General features: G+C 73.5%; 13 protein-coding genes. 6 read left to right on the plus strand and 7 right to left on the minus strand.

The window, feature by feature from the left end:
* Positions 1–3 precede the first annotated feature (3 nt).
* Positions 4–663, minus strand: coding sequence for an endonuclease NucS (nucS, locus tag ABT118_RS12650; protein WP_350663812.1), 660 nt, complete (start codon positions 661–663; stop codon positions 4–6).
* Positions 664–1,216: 553 nt separating this feature from the next.
* Between nucS and ABT118_RS12655 the strand changes: the two genes are divergently transcribed.
* Positions 1,217–1,609, plus strand: coding sequence for an SCO5389 family protein (locus tag ABT118_RS12655; RefSeq protein WP_350663825.1), 393 nt, complete (start codon positions 1,217–1,219; stop codon positions 1,607–1,609).
* 52 nt (positions 1,610–1,661) lie between these two features.
* Here ABT118_RS12655 and ABT118_RS12660 read toward each other — a convergent pair whose 3' ends face one another.
* Positions 1,662–2,789 carry an LLM class flavin-dependent oxidoreductase gene (locus ABT118_RS12660; protein ID WP_350665342.1) on the minus strand — a complete coding sequence of 376 codons (1,128 nt, stop codon included), beginning with the start codon at positions 2,787–2,789 and terminating at the stop codon, positions 1,662–1,664.
* Positions 2,790–3,147: 358 nt separating this feature from the next.
* Here ABT118_RS12660 and ABT118_RS12665 point away from each other — a divergent pair, with 358 nt between their 5' ends.
* Complete coding sequence (locus ABT118_RS12665; protein WP_350663832.1) at positions 3,148–3,477, plus strand: Rv1322 family protein; 330 nt, start codon at positions 3,148–3,150, stop codon at positions 3,475–3,477.
* A gap of 67 nt (positions 3,478–3,544) precedes the next feature.
* Here the strand turns inward: ABT118_RS12665 and ABT118_RS12670 are convergent, their stop codons facing one another.
* The gene (locus ABT118_RS12670) at positions 3,545–4,312 is read right to left on the minus strand and encodes an alpha/beta fold hydrolase (protein ID WP_350663846.1); all 768 of its coding nucleotides are present in this window, start codon (positions 4,310–4,312) and stop codon (positions 3,545–3,547) included.
* Between the two features lie 91 nt (positions 4,313–4,403).
* Here ABT118_RS12670 and ABT118_RS12675 point away from each other — a divergent pair, with 91 nt between their 5' ends.
* Both ABT118_RS12675 and ABT118_RS12680 read left to right on the plus strand, forming a co-directional pair.
* Positions 4,404–5,402 carry an ABC transporter ATP-binding protein gene (locus ABT118_RS12675; protein ID WP_350663868.1) on the plus strand — a complete coding sequence of 333 codons (999 nt, stop codon included), beginning with the start codon at positions 4,404–4,406 and terminating at the stop codon, positions 5,400–5,402.
* 1 nt (position 5,403) lies between these two features.
* Positions 5,404–6,171 carry an ABC transporter permease gene (locus tag ABT118_RS12680; RefSeq protein WP_350663877.1) on the plus strand — a complete coding sequence of 256 codons (768 nt, stop codon included), beginning with the start codon at positions 5,404–5,406 and terminating at the stop codon, positions 6,169–6,171.
* 200 nt (positions 6,172–6,371) lie between these two features.
* On the opposite strand, the gene ABT118_RS12685 is transcribed toward ABT118_RS12680, so the two are convergent.
* From ABT118_RS12685 to mce, 3 genes are all read right to left on the minus strand, one after another.
* Positions 6,372–7,301 carry a coiled-coil domain-containing protein gene (locus ABT118_RS12685; protein ID WP_350663884.1) on the minus strand — a complete coding sequence of 310 codons (930 nt, stop codon included), beginning with the start codon at positions 7,299–7,301 and terminating at the stop codon, positions 6,372–6,374.
* Between the two features lie 106 nt (positions 7,302–7,407).
* Complete coding sequence (locus ABT118_RS12690; RefSeq protein ID WP_350663894.1) at positions 7,408–11,805, minus strand: polarized growth protein Scy-related protein; 4,398 nt, start codon at positions 11,803–11,805, stop codon at positions 7,408–7,410.
* Between the two features lie 430 nt (positions 11,806–12,235).
* Entirely contained in the window at positions 12,236–12,667 is a 432-nt protein-coding gene (gene mce, locus ABT118_RS12695; protein ID WP_350663913.1) for a methylmalonyl-CoA epimerase, read from the minus strand.
* Positions 12,668–12,918: 251 nt separating this feature from the next.
* Here mce and ABT118_RS12700 point away from each other — a divergent pair, with 251 nt between their 5' ends.
* Together ABT118_RS12700 and meaB are read left to right on the plus strand one after the other, a co-directional pair.
* Positions 12,919–14,106: an acetyl-CoA C-acetyltransferase gene (locus ABT118_RS12700; RefSeq protein ID WP_350663928.1), complete on the plus strand. Its 1,188-nt coding sequence runs from the start codon at positions 12,919–12,921 to the stop codon at positions 14,104–14,106.
* A gap of 74 nt (positions 14,107–14,180) precedes the next feature.
* Positions 14,181–15,158, plus strand: coding sequence for a methylmalonyl Co-A mutase-associated GTPase MeaB (gene meaB / locus ABT118_RS12705; RefSeq protein WP_350663946.1), 978 nt, complete (start codon positions 14,181–14,183; stop codon positions 15,156–15,158).
* Here meaB and ABT118_RS12710 read toward each other — a convergent pair.
* Entirely contained in the window at positions 15,155–15,673 is a 519-nt protein-coding gene (locus tag ABT118_RS12710; protein WP_350663960.1) for a MarR family winged helix-turn-helix transcriptional regulator, read from the minus strand. The two genes, meaB and ABT118_RS12710, sit on opposite strands and share 4 nt — an antisense overlap.
* Positions 15,674–15,679 lie beyond the last annotated feature (6 nt).

Here is a 15,679-nt window from a genome sequence, read left to right on the forward strand (position 1 = left end):
GGCTCAGAACAGCTTGAGCTTGTCGTCGTCGATGCCGCGCAGCTCGTCGTAGTCCAGCACCACGCAGCCGATGCCGCGGTCGGTGGCCAGCACCCGGGCCTGCGGCTTGATCTCCTGCGCGGCGAAGACGCCCTTCACCGGGGCGAGCAGCGGGTCGCGGTTGAGCAGCTCCAGGTAGCGGGTGAGCTGCTCGACGCCGTCGATCTCGCCGCGCCGCTTGATCTCGATCGCCACGGTGGCGCCGTCCGAGTCCCGGCACAGGATGTCGACCGGGCCGATCGCGGTGGGGTACTCGCGGCGGATCAGCGACCAGCCGGCACCCAGCACCTCCATCCGGTCCGCGAGCAGCTCCTGCAGGTGGGCCTCCACGCCGTCCTTCACCAGACCGGGGTCGACCCCGAGCTCGTGCGAGGAGTCGTGCAGCACCTCCTCCAGGGTGATGATCAGCTTCTCGCCGGCCTTGTTGGTCACCGTCCAGGTGCCGTCGGCCTGCTTCAGCGAGCAGGGCGGCGACATCCAGTTCAACGGCTTGTAGGCGCGGTCGTCGGCGTGAATGCTGACGCTGCCGTCGGCCTTCACCAGGATCAGGCGGGTGGCGGACGGCAGATGGGCGGAGAGCCGACCGGCATAGTCGACCGAGCAACGGGCAATGACAAGACGCATGGTCGACCACGCTAGCCCAGCGGGGCCAGTTGATGCGAAACCGCGACAGCCGGGTGAAGAACTCGCGGAGACGGCGAACCATGGAGTCGGTACCTCGCGCCCTCCGCACTACGGCAGTTGACTGTCCGGGCGCCGGGGTCCACTCAACGGGGACGGAGAACTTCGATGAACGATCCGACAGGATCCGGCCAATCTGGCGGACCACACGGCGATGGCCGCACAAATCAACGGATTCGCCCACCGCACTGACCTCGGGCTGTCACGCTGTGGTGAGCGGTCGTCGCTCCACCCGCGGCCACCGCCACGGCACCGGTGTGCCGCGCCTCGCGCTGCGCGCACCCGGGCGCGGGAGTGTCAGGCATGCCCTGAGCCCGCGTCAGCCCGGCCGACACCCTTGGTCACCACGGCTCCGCACCACCTTCACACACCGCGAACGACGGGCACGGCCCGGCATCCCCGGCACGGACCCACCCACGGCACGGCACGGCACCATCCGCACCGACGCAAGACCACCCGGCGGTCCACGTCCGGGTGGACCGCGAGAGGAGAACCCATGTCGCTCGACGTCTCACCGGCCCTGCTGGAGAAGGCCGAGAGAGGAGAGGTCGACGAGAGGGAGTTCGTCGACTGCGTCCGCACCTCCCTGCCCTACGCCTGGGACCTGATCAGCTCGCTGGTCGCCCAGGTCAAGGTCGACGGCACCGACTTCGCCGACAACCAGGTACCGCCGCCCAGCGAGCAGGCCCGCGGCCAGCTGCTGCGGGCGATGGCCAGCGACGCGATCCGAGGGGCCCTGCAGCGGCACTTCGGGGTCCGCTTGGCGTTCCAGAACTGCCACCGGGTCGCGGTCTTCGCGCCCGCCGAATCGAGCGAGGAGCGGTACGCGCTCTTCACCTCGGTGCGGGCCCAACTGCTCAACCAGTCGGACGAGTTGCGCGACTGCTGAGCCGGCGCCGAAGGGCCGTTCCCGGAGTGCGGGGGCGGCCCTTCGGCCTGTCTCAGCCCAGCTGGGGGAGGACCTCCGAACCCAGCCTGGCGATGTTGTCCATAGTCGCGGCGTGCCCGCCCGATCCCTCGGCCAGCAGCGCGAACCGGCGCAGCCCGGTCCGCTCGGCGGTGGCCAGCAGCCGGTCCGCGCACTGCCGGGGCGTGCCCACCGCGTGCAGGTCGCAGAGCAGTTCGGTGTACTCGCGCGGGTCGCGCATCCGGCGCTCCCGGCCGTCCACCGTGCGGTGCGCGCCGAGCCCGTACTCGAACCAGCCGGGCATCGCCCGGAGCAGGCTGGCCCTGGCCTGCCCGGTCCGGTCGGCCACCTGCACCACGCCCGCCGCCACGTGCTCCCGCTCGATCCGGGCGAGCTGCTCCTCGCCCCGGCCGCAGGCCCGCCAGGCGGCCCGGTAGGCGGCCAGCATCTCCACCTTGTCGTCGTCGCCCGAGTGCATCCCGAGCAGCATCGGCAGACCGCGCTCGGCGGCCGTGCGGACCCCGCCGGGCGAGGTGCAGGCGGCCACCATCGGCGGCCCCGCCGCGTCGGCCCTGGACGCGGCGTCCTGCCGTTGGCGCGGGAACCGGTGCAGCCGGCCGGAGCCGTCCTCCAGCCAGCCGGCCAGCTCCGGCCCGGGCGCGGGGGCGCGGCTGTCGGCCCGGGGCACCACCGCCACCTCGGGGAAGCTGAACTGCGGCCCGTCGGCGCCCACCCGGGAGCCGCGCAGCCAGCGCAGCAGCAGGTCGAGCCGCTCGGTGAAGCCCTCCTCGTACGCGGCCACCCCGGTGCCGAAGACGTCCAGGTCGATCCACGGGCCGCCGCGCCCCACCCCGAGGGTGAACCGCCCGCCCGAGGTCAGGTGCAGCAGCGCCGCCTGCTCGCCGAGCGCGACCGGGTGGGTGGTGGAGAGCACGCTGACGGCCGTGCCGACGCCGATCCTGCGGGTGCGGCCGAGCAGCAGGGCGGCCAGCGTGGCCGCGTTCGGGCAGACCCCGTACGGGACGAAGTGGTGCTCGGCGATCCAGACCGAGTCCAAGCCGGAACGTTCCGCCGCGACGGCGGCGCTGACGGTCCGTTCGAGTACCTCGGCGTGGCTCTGGCCCGGGAACTGGGCCGACAGCAGGAAGGCGCCGACCCGGATCGAGTCGGTGGCCGGGGGCTGCCGGGCGCCCGGCAGTGGAACGGTTCTGCGGGTCGGGGCAGCGGGCGTGCTGCCGACCTGACTGCGGTTCAGCGGGCTGGTCTCGGTCATCGGGGTGGTCTTGGTCATCGGGGTGGCCTCCTCGGGTGCCGCAGGGTCTGCGAGCCCCGCCTTGTCACCTCGTTGAGTAACCGATGTCATGTGCCAATGGCACGCCGAACGCCCTATTTCCCCGAAGATCGGGTGGATCTCCGAGGAAACCGTGAAGGCCCCTCGGCTCTCGTGGTAGTGCTCCGTACGGGAGCCGTCCGCCCCTTACCCTGGAACGAGCAACCAGAACCCACCGAGAGGTGCAGACGTGTCGCCCCGTCGAAACCAGCAGCGGAAGTGGAGCAGCTCCGACTCCGCCGCCGAGCCCGCCGGCACCCCGCTCGGCGGGTCCCTGCGCCGCACGGAGGAGTACGGCGGCGAGGACTGGGTGGTGCAGACCGTGGCGGGCACCGGTGCGCGGCACTACCGCTGCCCCGGCTGCGACCAGGAGATCCCGCCCGGCGTCGGCCACGTGGTGGCCTGGCCCGCCCACGGCGGCGGCGTCGACGACCGGCGGCACTGGCACCGCGCCTGCTGGAGCGCGCGGGAGCGCCGCAGCTCCAACCTCCAGCGGGGCCGGGGCGCCCCGCGGTACTGACGGTTCGGCAGCTGTTCCGCCGGGACGGGGCCAGGGGCCCCGAGGCCGCCCCTGGCCGGGCACGGCGCTAGCAGCGGCGGAGCAGGCTCCGGACGACGGCGGTGAAGCTCTCCGGGGCCTCCAGCGAGCTGAGGTGGCCGACGCCGGGGATGACGGTCAGGTCGGCGTCGGGGAGGGCGTCGGCCATCAGGCGGGCCTCCGCGAGCGGGGTGAGGGCGTCGTGCTCGCCGACCACCACGGCGGCGGGGACGTGCAGCCCGGCCAGGGTGGGAAGTGAGTCGGGCCGGGCGGCCATCGCCCGCTGGGCCCAGGCGACCGCCTGCGGGGGCGCCTCGGCGATCATCGCCCGGACCCGGTCGGCGAGTTCGGGGCTGGTGGCGGGGCCGAGCAGACCGTCCTCGATCTTCTCCTCGGCCAGGATCCGGACGCTGTCGCGGGCGAGCACCGCGGCGGCGATCCGCTCCCGGTTGGCCCGGGCGGCGTCGCTGTCGACGGTGGCCCTGGTGTCGGCGAGCAGCAGCCCGGCGATCCGCTCGGCGTGCCGGCGGGCGAAGGCCATCGCCGCGTAGCCGCCCATCGACAGGCCGCCGATCACGGCCCGCTCGATGCCGAGCTCGTCCAGCACCGCCGCCACGTCGTCCGCGACCAGGTCGAGCGAGGGCTTCCCGTCGGCGGGGGCGGAGCCGCCGAAGCCGCGTTGGTCAGGGGCGATCACGTGGGCGACGTCCGCCAGCGACTCGGTCTGGGCCTGCCACATGCGGGCGGAGAGCGGGAAGGCGTGCAACAGGACCAGCGGGGTACCAGTGCCGTGCGCGGTGAAGGCGGGGAGAGTCATGACACCACCGTAGAGCGGCTCGCCGATCGGCCGCAGCAGCGCGCTGGCCTGTCCGATTTGTCATAACCTGACGGAGAGTAAGGGAGCGCACATGATCGAGCTGCACCAGCTGACGAAACGTTACGGCGACACCCTCGCGGTGGACGGACTGAGCTTCCAGGTGCCGCAGGGCGTGGTCACCGGGTTCCTCGGCCCGAACGGCGCGGGCAAGTCCACCACGATGCGGATGATCCTCGACCTGGACCGGCCGACCAGTGGCAAGGTCACCATCGACGGCAAGCGGTACGGGCAGTTGAGCGAGCCGCTCAAGTACATCGGCGCGCTGCTGGAGGCCAAGGCGGTCCACCCGGGCCGGACCGCGTACGACCACCTGCTCTGGCTGGCGCAGAGCAACCGGATCCCGCGGCGGCGGGTGGACGAGGTGCTCGCCCTGGTCGGGCTGAGCTCGGTCGCGAAGAAGCGCTCCCGGGGGTTCTCGCTCGGCATGGGCCAGCGGCTCGGGATCGCCTCGGCGCTGCTCGGCGACCCGGAGATCCTGATGTTCGACGAGCCGGTGAACGGGCTCGACCCCGAGGGCATCCTGTGGATCCGCAACCTGATGAAGGGTCTGGCCGCCGAGGGCCGTACGGTGTTCGTCTCCTCGCACCTGATGAGCGAGATGGCGCTGACCGCCGACCACCTGGTGGTGATCGGCAAGGGCCGGCTGCTGGCCAACCTCTCGATGCCGGACTTCATCAAGCAGAACTCCCGCTCGGCGGTCCGGGTCCGGACCCCGCACGTGGAGCAGCTGCTCACCGCCCTGCACGGCGCCGGGCTGACCGCCGAGGCCGGTCCCGAGGGCTCGTACGAGGTCCAGGACGGCGACCTGGCGCACATCGGTGAGCTGGCCGCCGCGCACGGCGTCACGCTGCACGAGCTGAGCCCCCAGCAGGCTTCGCTGGAGGAGGCGTTCATGCAGATGACGGCGGACTCGGTGGAGTACCACGCGGGCGACGGGCAGGGCCGGGACGCCGCGGGCGCCCCGGGCGTCTGGGGCTCGACCTGGCAGGCGCCGGATGCCGCCGCACCGGCCGCCGGGAAGGAGAACTGAGATGGCGTCGTTCCCCGCAGTCCTGCAGTCCGAGTGGACCAAGATCCGCAGTGTCCGCTCCACGATCTGGACCCTGGCGCTCACCTTCGTCATCACGCTGGGCATCGGCGCCCTGCTCTCGCTGCTGACCAGGAACAACTTCTCGGAGTTCGCGGGCGACGGCGACAGCCCGTTCGACGCCACCGGGACGGCCTTCTCCGGCATCCTGCTGGGCGAGCTGGCCATCATCGTGTTCGGCGTGCTGGCGGTCGGCAACGAGTACAGCAGCGGCATGATCCGGGTCAGCCTGGCGGCCGTCCCGCAGCGGGCCACCCTGCTGCTCGGCAAGGCCGCCGTGCTCGGTGCGCTGGCGCTGGCGGTCTCGCTGGTGACCTCCTTCATCACCTTCTTCGTCGGCCAGGCGCTGCTCGGCGACCACTCCACCACCATCGGCTCGCCGAACGTGCTGCGCGCGGTCTTCGGCGCGGCGCTCTACCTGACCATGCTGTGCCTGTTCGCGGCCGGCGTGACGGCGATGCTGCACAACCAGACCCTCGCGCTCGGCGTGCTGGTGCCGTTCTTCTTCCTGCTCTCGCCGATCCTCTCGGCGGTGCCGAAGGTCAAGACGCTGGCCCACTACTTCCCCGACTACGCGGGCTCCCGGATGATGCTGGTCTACGAGCAGCACGGCCAGCCGTACGGGCCGTGGGCCGGCTTCTTCATCTGCCTGGCCTGGACCGTGGCCGCCATCGGCGGCGGCATCCTGGTGCTGAAGAAGCGCGACGCCTGACCCCCTCCGACCCGCGAGGCCGGGCTTGTCCGGTCACCGAGGCCCCTGCCAGGGTTGCGGTGACCGGGCAACCCCGGCCTCGCGCTGTACGGCCCGAGCGCCCCGCTGGACGGTGACGGTGACTCCGGAGTCTCGGGGCGAGAACGAAAAAGCGGGCCCGCACCCCCGGAGGGAGGTGCGGGCCCGCTTCTGATCAGGCGTCAGCGGGACTGCTGGGCGGGGACGCCGAGGGCGTCGTCCGTCGGCAGGGTGGCGGCGGCCACGGCCGCGCCGGTCAGCGTGGCGAGCATCTCGCGCACGTTGGTGAGCTGGGCGTTGATCGAGTCGCGGCGGTTGGTGAGCGCCGCCAGCTCGCGCTCGGACTCGCTGCGGATCCGGTCGGCCTTGGCGTTCGCGTCGGCCACGATGTCCTCGGACTGGCGCTGGGCCGTCTCCACCGTCTGGCGGGCGCGGCGCTCGGCGTCGGTGCGGAGCTTCTCGGCCTCCAGGCGGAGCTGCTCGGCCCGGTGCTCGATCTCGGCCAGGCGCTTCTCGGCCTTGGCCTGACGGGCCGCCAGGTCGCGCTCGGACTGCTCGCGGCGCTTGGCCAGGTTGGTCTCGAACTCCAGCGCGGCCTGCGCGGCCTTGGTGCGGGTCTCCTCGAAGAGGGCGTCCGCCTCCTCACGCTTGTTCTGCGCGTCCTTGTTGGCCTCGGCGCGCAGCTGGGCGCTGTCGCTCTTGGCCTTGTCGACGATCCGCAGACCCTCGTCCTCGGCCTTGGCCTTGCGGTCCTTGGCGTAGTTCTCCGCCTCGGTGCGGACCTGCTGGGCAGCGGCCTCGGCCAGCTCGCGGTGCTGCTCGGCGGCGCGGTGCGCCTCGTCGCGCAGGTCCTTCGCCTCCTCCTCGGCCAGGCGGAGGATCTTCTCGACCCGGGCACCGAGCCCGGCGTACGACGGCTCGGCATCGCTGACCGCGGCCTGGGCGCTCTGGGTCTCCAGGTGGAGCTCCTCGATGCGCTTCTCCAGCGCACCGATCCTGGTCAGCGCGGAGTCGCGGTCGGCCACCAGCTTGGTGATCCGCTCGTCGACCTGGGCGCGCTCGTACCCACGGCGCACCAGGTCGAAGCCGTGAGGGGAGTGACTGTCGCTCATGGGGTTCTGGGCTTCCTGTCGTTAACCGCTGAGGTGGTTGGGGGAATCCTGACACGTTATCGGAGTGTCGACGGCGAAACGCCGTTGCTTCGCGGACAATGTCCGCTCAATCGGGTGGTGCGCCACCGGAGCGATTGCCACCCGAACGGGGTGCGCCCACACCGGCACCGGCCTTCGGCGCCCCGTCCTTCTTGCCACTGCTTCCCCCGTTGCCCTGCGCGACCGGTGACGGTGCCTCAAAGGCCTCCAGCGCGGACAGCACATCCTGTACCCGAGAGATCTCGGTGTTGATGTCCTTGCGCCGGCGGACCAGTTCGTCCAACTCCCGGCGGCCCTCGTCGGTCACGCGCTGCGCCTCGGCCTTTGCCTCGGCGAGCAGTCGCTCGGCCTCCTCGGCGGCCTGCGAGAGCTGCTCCTCCGCGCCCTCCTCGGCCCGGCGCAGCCGCTTCTCGGCCTGCTCGGAGGCGGCTTCGAGCTGCTGCTCGGCCTCCTCCTGGGCGGCGGCGAGCGCCTCCTCCGCCTCGGTGCGAAGGCGGTCGGCGCGCGCCGTGGAGTCGGCGAGCTTCTGCTCCGCCTCCTTGAGCAGCCCCTCGGCCTTCCGCACGGCCGAGATCCGGACCTTGCCGGCCTCCGTCGACGCCTCCGAGGTGAGCTCGGCGGCCTTCTCCTCCGCGCCCGTGACCAGCGCGGCGGCCTTCTCCTCGGCCCCGGCGACGGTGGCCGCCGCCTGCTCCTCGGCCTCGGTGAGCTGCTCCTGAGCCGCCGTCACCAAGGTGTCCACCCGCTCGCCGGCGGACTTCATGGCCTGCGCGTTCTCCTTGCGGGCCCGCTCGTGCAGCGCCTCGATCTCGGCGTCGGTGCGCTCGCGCAGCTCCTCGGCCCGCTCACGGACCGCGGTGGCGTCCCGCCGGGCCTCGGAGAGCAGCGCGTCGGCGTCCGCCCTGGCGCGCTCCACCTCGCCCTGGCCGGCCGCCTCGCCGGCGGCGGTGAGCCGCTCGGCCTCCTTGCGGGCGGCCGCCACCATCGCGTCGGCCTGCTCCTCGGCGGCGGCGGTGGTGGCCAGCGCGGTGGTCTGGGCGTCCTCGCCGAGCGACTCGGCGTCCGCGAACGCCTTCTCCAGCACCGACTTGGCCTGCTCCCGGGTGGCCTTGTCGAACTGCTCGGCGGCCTCCCTGGTCTCCCGGTCGTACGCGTCGGCCCGGCTCCGGGTGGAGGTCTCGTAGTCCTCCGCCAGGGTGCGGGTGGCCAGCGCGTACTCCTCCGCCTCGGCCCGCAGCGCGGCGGCGAAGTCCTCCGCCTCGGCGATCGCGGCGGCGGCCCGCTCGTCGGCCTCCTGGACGGTGCGCCCGGCCTGCGCCTCGGCCTCGGCCCGGCGCTGCTCGGCGAAGCCCAGCGCGTCCGCGCGCTCGGCCTCCGCCTCGGCCCGCAGCTGCTGGTCGTACGCCTGCGCCTCGGCGCGCTGCCGGCCGATTTCGGCGTCGGCGGCCTCCCGGGCGGCGGTCAGCTCGGCGGCCGTCCGCTCGTGCAGTGCGGTGGCCTCGGCCTCGGCGGCGGCCCGGAGTTCGGCGCTCTCCCGCTCGGCGGTCTCGCGCAGCTCGGCCGCTTCCAGCTCGGCCAGCTCGCGGGTCTCGGTGCTCTCCCGCTCGGCGGTGGCGCGCAGTTCGGCGATCTGCTGGGAGGCGGTCTCGTACAGACCGGCCACCGACTGCCGGGTCCCGGCGGCCTCGTCCTCGGCGGCGGAGACCAGCTCGGCCGCCCGGCGCTCGGCCCCGGCCCGCAGCTCGGCGATCTCGGCGGTGGCCTCGGCGCGCAGTTCGCCGACCTCGGCCACGGCGGTCGCGGCCCGGTCCTGGGCCTCGGCCAGCTCACGGGCGCCCTCGGCGCGCAGTGCGGCGGCCTCGTCCTCGGCGGCGGCGAGCAGCTCGGCGGTCGCGGTGGCGGTGCGCTCGGTGAGGGCGGTGCTCTCCGCCTGGGCGGCGGCCCGGAGTTCGGCGCTCTCCCGCTCGGCGGTGGCCCGGAGTTCGGCTGCCTCGACGGCGGTGCGCTCGGCCAGCTCGGTGGTCTCGGCGGAGACCCGGCTGTGCAGCGCGGTGGTCTCCGCCTCGGCCGCGGCGCGCAGTGCGGCCACCTCGGCGGCGGTGCGCTCGGTGAGTTCGGTGGTCTCGGCGGCGGCCCGGGCGCGCAGCTCGGCGGTCTCCCGCTCGGCGGTGGCGCGGAGTTCGGCGGCGGTGCTGGCGGCCTCGGCCCGCTCGGCCCCGGCGGCGGCCAGCAGCTCGGCGGTCTCGCGCTGCTCGCGCTCCAGCGCGGCGCTGGCCTCGGCCCGCTCGCGCCGGCTCTCCTCCCGCAGCGCGTTGGCGTCGGCCTCCGCCTCGCCGCGCTGCTGGAGTGCCCAACTCTCGGCTCCGGCACGGTGGTTGTCGGCCCACTCGGCAGCCTCGGCCCGGGCCGCCTCGGCGGCGCCCCGGCTCTCGGCGGCCAGCTGCTCGGCCGCGGCCTGCGCCTCGGCCCGGACCCGCTGGTCGAACTCGGTCGCCTCGCGGCGGAGTTCGGCGGTCTCCCGCTCGGCGGCACCGCGGTTCTCGGCGGCGGCGGCCTTGGCCGCGGTGACCGCGTCCTGGCCCTGCTGCTCGGCGGTGGCGATCAGCTTCTCCGCCTCGGCCCGGGCCCGGGCCAGGGTTTGCTCGGCCCGGCCCTGGGTCTCCACGGCCTGCGCCTCGGTCTGCTCGCGCAGCCGCTCCACCTCGGCGGCGGCACCCGCGCGCAGCTCGTCCGCACCGGCCTTGGCCTTGGTCAGCAGCTCCTCGGCGGTCTTCGCGGACTCCTCGATCCGGAGCGACGCCTGCCGGCGGGCCTCGCTCTCCATCCGCTCCGCCGCAGTGGCCGCCTGACTGCGCAACTCCTCGGCCTCGGTGCGGAGTTGGGCCGCCTCCTCGTGGGCCTGGCGGATCTGCTCACGGAGTGCGGCGGCATCCTCCAGGGCGGCGTTCTGGGCCTGCTCCATCGCGGCCCTGGCCTGGCCGAGCAGCTGCTCGGCCTCGGCGGACGCCTCGGCGCGCAGCCGTTCCGCCTCGGTGCCGGCCGCCGTGACGGCGGCCTCGGCCTCGGCCCGGGCGCGGGCCAGTGCCTCCTCGGCCTGCTTGGCCGCCTTGGCCAGGTGCACGGTGGCGTCCTTGGCCCCCTCGGCCCGGCCCGCCTCCCGCGCCTCGGCGGCCAGCTGCTCGGCGGCGGCGGTCGCCTCCGCCCGGAGCGCGGCGACCTCCTGCTCGGCCTCGGCGCGCAGCTCGGCGATGGCCGCCTCGGCCTCGTTCCGCAGCTGGGTGGCGACGCTCTCGGCCGCGCCGCGCAGCCGCTCGCTCTCCTCGGCGGCGGCGGCCTTGGCGGCCTCCGCCTCGGCCTTCGCGTTGGCGGCCTCGGCCTTGATCCGGTCGGTCTCCTTGGTGGCGGTGGCCACCATCCGGGCGATCTCGGCCTTGGCGGTCTGCGAACGTTGGTCGCTGGCGGCCTCGCCGTCGGCGACCAGCCGCTGCACCGCGGCCTCCGCCTCGATCTGCAGCTGCTCGGCGGCGGCCTCGGCCCGGGCGCGCAGCTCGGCGGCCTCCTGCCGGGCCCGCTCGGCCTCGGCCAGCGCCTCGGTACGCAGCCGCTCTATCTCCGCCTGGGCCTGGTCCAGCGCCTCGGTGGCGCGCTGCTGGTCCTCGGCGGCCTGCTGCTTGAGCCGGGTGATCTCGTCCCGGGCGACCGCGAGCTGCTGCTCGGCGGCGGCCTGGGCGCCGGCCAGCTGCTGCTGGGCCTCGCCGGTGACGGCCTGGGCCTGGGCGTTGGCCTGCTGGGCCTGCTCGGAGGCGGCCTGGAGCAGGCGCTCGGCGTCGTTCTGGGCCCGGACCAGGGCGGCCTCGGCGGCGGCCCTGGCCTCGCCCCGGGCGGCGTCCACGTCGGCGGCGGTCTGGGCCCGCGCGTGGTCGGCCAGCGCGGCGGCCTCGGCCCGGGCGGCGGCGACCATCCGCTCGGCCTCGACCTGGGCCTCCTGCAGCAGCCGCTGGGACTCCTGCTCGGTACCGGCCCTGGTCTGCTCGGCCCAGGAGACGTTCTCGTTGACGTGGCGCTCGGCGCTGCGGCGCAGCTCGGCGAGCTCCTCGTCCAGCTGGCGGCGGCGGGCGGCCAGCTCGGCCTCCAGCCTGGCGGTGCGCTCGGCGGCCTCGGCCATCAGCCGCTGGGTGGCCGCCTGGGAGTCGCGGAGCTGGCGCTCGGCCTCGGCGCGGAGCTGCTGGGCCTGCATCTCGGCGTTGTGCAGGAGCTGCTCGGCCTGCCCGGAGACGGAGTCGAAGGCGCGCGGCTGGGCGAGCTGCCGACGGGATTCGTGCAGCTTGGCCCGGAGCACCTCCACCTGGTAGGCGAGGTCCTCGGCATGCTGGACGGTCTTGTCCCGCTCCTTGCGAGTCCGATCCATCTCGGCCTCGAACTGGGAGAGGTGATCGTCAGCCTCGTAGCGGTCGTTGCCCCGCACTCCGCGGTCCCATCCATCTCCTGGTCGCGTCCTCGACCCGGCCGTCCGGGGATCCCCGCTGCGGGGCCGGATCGGCTGGTCCTTGCAGCCGTGGCGGATGCCACGGTCGGAGCCGCCGGTCAACGGCGCGCGACGAAATCGCGCTCCGCCGTCCGGGTGGACTCCTGAGCGAACTCTTGCCTGTGGAGAATGGTGACAGATCCGAACTGCGGCTGTTCAGCCGCGCCCGGTTGGTGGACTCCCCTTGTGCCGGGACCAGCCACCGCTGCGCCCGCCATCGGCCGTGCCCGCCGGACCGGTCCTCCCCGGAGCTTTGCGCACTTCGGCATTGTAGTGGGCGCGGCCCGCAGGGGAATGGGCGAGTGGGGGTTTTCCAAGGTTACCGACGGGTCGTGAGCGGGGTCGCAGGTGTACGACCCCGCTCCCCGGGTCAGTGCCCGGTGGCCGCCGAGGTGACCAGTTCGGTCAGCACGCCGCCGCAGTCCTTGGGGTGCAGGAAGGTGATCCGGGAGCCCATCGAGCCGATCCGGGGCTCGTCGTACAGCACCCGGACGCCCTTGCCCCTGATGTCGGCGGCGTCGCCGTCCACGTCCGCGGTGCCGAAGGCGATGTGGTGCACGCCCTCGCCGTTCTTCGCCAGCCACTTGGCGACGGTGGAGTCCTCCCGGGTCGGCTCCAGCAGCTGGAGGTAGGAGGCGCCGCCGTCGTCGGTGCCGTTGATCCGCAGCATCGCCTCGCGGACGCCCTGCTCCTCGTTCACCTCGCTGTGGAAGACCTCGAAGCCGTAGGTGGCGCGGTAGAACTCGACCGTCTTGTCCAGGTCGAAGCAGGCGATCCCGATGTGGTCGATGCGGGTCAGCACGGCTGGCCTCCGGAAGGAGTGAAGGGTTTGAAGGGCGGGTACCAGTGCAGCGCACCGAGTTGAGGCAGCGCCAGCATGCCGCGTGCGAGCCTGCTCACAATTCACCCAAGCCGTGCTGACACGGTGTTGACCGGGCAGTGACACGTGCCGCTGATCACACCTCGGCTGCGGTGACGCACGGGTTACGGGTCAGTACATTGAGGCCGCATCCCCACACCCTCATGGCCTTGACGCGCGAAGGGGCTCGTCTCATGACTACTTCAGTGATCGTCGCAGGTGCCCGAACCCCGATGGGCCGGCTGCTCGGCTCGCTCAAGGGCTTCTCCGGCGCCGAGCTCGGCGGTTTCGCGATCAAGGCCGCGGTCGAGCGGGCCGGCCTGACCCCCGACCAGGTCCAGTACGTGATCATGGGCCAGGTGCTCCAGGCCGGGGCGGGCCAGATCCCGGCCCGCCAGGCCGCGGTGAAGGCCGGCATCCCGCTGAACGTCCCGGCGCTGACCATCAACAAGGTCTGCCTCTCCGGTCTGGACGCGATCGCGCTGGCCGACCAGCTGATCCGCGCGGGCGAGTTCGACATCGTGGTGGCCGGCGGCCAGGAGTCGATGACCAACGCCCCGCACCTGCTGCCGAAGTCCCGCGAGGGCTACAAGTACGGCGCGATCGAGCTGCTCGACTCGATGGCCCACGACGGCCTGACCGACGCCTACGAGTCCATCCCGATGGGCGAGTCGACCGAGAAGCACAACGCCCGGCTCGGCATCGGCCGCGAGATCCAGGACCACCTGGCCGCGCTCTCGCACCAGCGCGCCGCCGCCGCGCAGAAGAACGGTGTCTTCGACGCCGAGATCGTCCCGGTCGAGATCCCGCAGCGCAAGGGCGACCCGGTCGTCTTCAGCCAGGACGAGGGCATCCGCGGCGAGACCACGGTGGAGACGCTGGCCAAGCTGCGCCCGGCCTTCACCAAGGACGGCACCATCACGGCCGGCACCGCCTCGCAGATCTCCGACGGCGCCGCCGCGGTGATCGTGATGAGCAAGGCCAAGGCTGAGGAGCTGGGCCTGAGCTGGATCGCCGAGATCGGCGCGCACGGCAACGTCGCGGGCCCGGACAACTCGCTCCAGTCGCAGCCGTCCAACGCCATCAAGCACGCCCTCGGCAAGGAGGGCATCGGCGTCGAGGACCTCGACCTGATCGAGATCAACGAAGCCTTCGCGGCCGTCTCGCACCAGTCGATGAAGGACCTCGGCGTCACCGAGGACAAGGTCAACGTGAACGGCGGCGCGATCGCGCTCGGCCACCCGATCGGGATGTCCGGCGCCCGCGTGGTGCTGCACCTGGCGCTGGAGCTCCAGCGCCGCGGCGGCGGGGTCGGCGCGGCCGCGCTCTGCGGCGGCGGCGGTCAGGGTGACGCGCTCATCGTCCGGGTGCCCAAGGCCTGATCCGGCCTGACGTAACGTCGGGGCCGCCGGAGGTTTCTGCTCCGGCGGCCCCGTTCCGATCTAGGAGCATGCTGATGATCGACGTCCCCACGCTGGTCGAGCAGGCCCGGGAGGGCCGCCCGCGCGCCGTGGCACGGCTGATCTCGCTGGTGGAGAACGCCGCCCCGCAGCTGCGGGAGGCGATGGCGGCACTGGCGCCGTACACCGGCCGGGCCTACACCGTCGGACTGACCGGATCGCCCGGGGTGGGCAAGTCCACCTCGACCTCCGCGCTGGTCTCCGCGTACCGGCGGCTCGGCAAGCGGGTCGGCGTGCTGGCGGTCGACCCCTCCTCGCCGTTCTCCGGCGGGGCGCTGCTGGGCGACCGGGTCCGGATGCAGGACCACGCCACCGACCCGGACGTCTTCATCCGCTCGATGGCCACCCGGGGGCACCTCGGCGGGCTGTCCTGGTCCGCCCCGCAGGCCCTGCGGGTGCTGGACGGGGCCGGCTGCGACGTGATCCTGGTGGAGACCGTCGGCGTCGGGCAGTCCGAGGTCGAGGTGGCGGCCCAGGCCGACACCACGGTGGTGCTGCTCGCCCCCGGCATGGGGGACGGCATCCAGGCGGCGAAGGCCGGGATCCTGGAGATCGGCGACGTCTTCGTGGTCAACAAGGCCGACCGGGACGGGGCCGACGCGACGGCCCGGGAGCTGAACCACATGCTCGGGCTCGGGGAGGCGCGGGGCGCCGGCGCCTGGCGGCCGCCGATCGTCAAGACCGTGGCCGCCCGGGGCGAGGGCATCGACGAGGTGGTCGAGGCACTGGAGAAGCACCGGGCCTGGCTGGCCGAGACCGGGGAGCTGGCGGTGCGCCGGCGGCGGCGCGCGGCGGACGAAGTGGAGGCGATCGCGCTCGCCGCGCTCCGGGCCCGGATCGGGGACCTGCACGGGGACCGCCACCTGTCGGCGCTGGCCGAGCGCGTCGCCGACGGCACGCTCGACCCGTACGGTGCGGCCGACTCGCTGGTCGCGAGCCTGACCCGGAGTCAGACCGGGCCCAGCGCGCCCTAGCTCCGTCCCCGCAGGCTGCGGAGGTGTTCCGCGACCGGGGCGAGGGCGGCGTGGAGGGCGTCGATCTGCTCCGGGGTGAAGCGGTCGATGAAGTGGTGCCGGACCGAGCGGACGTGGTCGGGCGCGACCTTCTGCAGGATGTCCCAGCCGTGCTCGGTGAGGTGGGCGAACAGGCCCCGGCGGTCGCCCGGACACTCCTGACGGAGCACCAGACCGGCGTTCTCCATCCGGGTGATCTGGTGCGAGAGCCGGCTCTTGGACTGGAGGGTGGCGGTGGCGAGGTCGGTCATCCGCATCCGCCGGTCGGGGGACTCGGAGAGCACCACCAGGATCTCGTAGTCGTTGTTCGCCAGGCCGTGGGGTTGCAGCTCGCGGCCGAGCTGGTAGTCCAGCAGGTGGCTGACCTCCAGGTGGGCGCGCCAGAACTGCTGCTCCTTGGCGGAGAGCCAGGGGGTCTCCTCCTCCGCCGAGGACGAGGAGGAGACCGCTGCGGGGGTGTCGGCGGGGGTGTCCATGGCAAC

Origin of the sequence: Kitasatospora sp. NPDC002040, assembly GCF_040296785.1 — a bacterium.
Lineage (GTDB): Bacteria > Actinomycetota > Actinomycetes > Streptomycetales > Streptomycetaceae > Kitasatospora.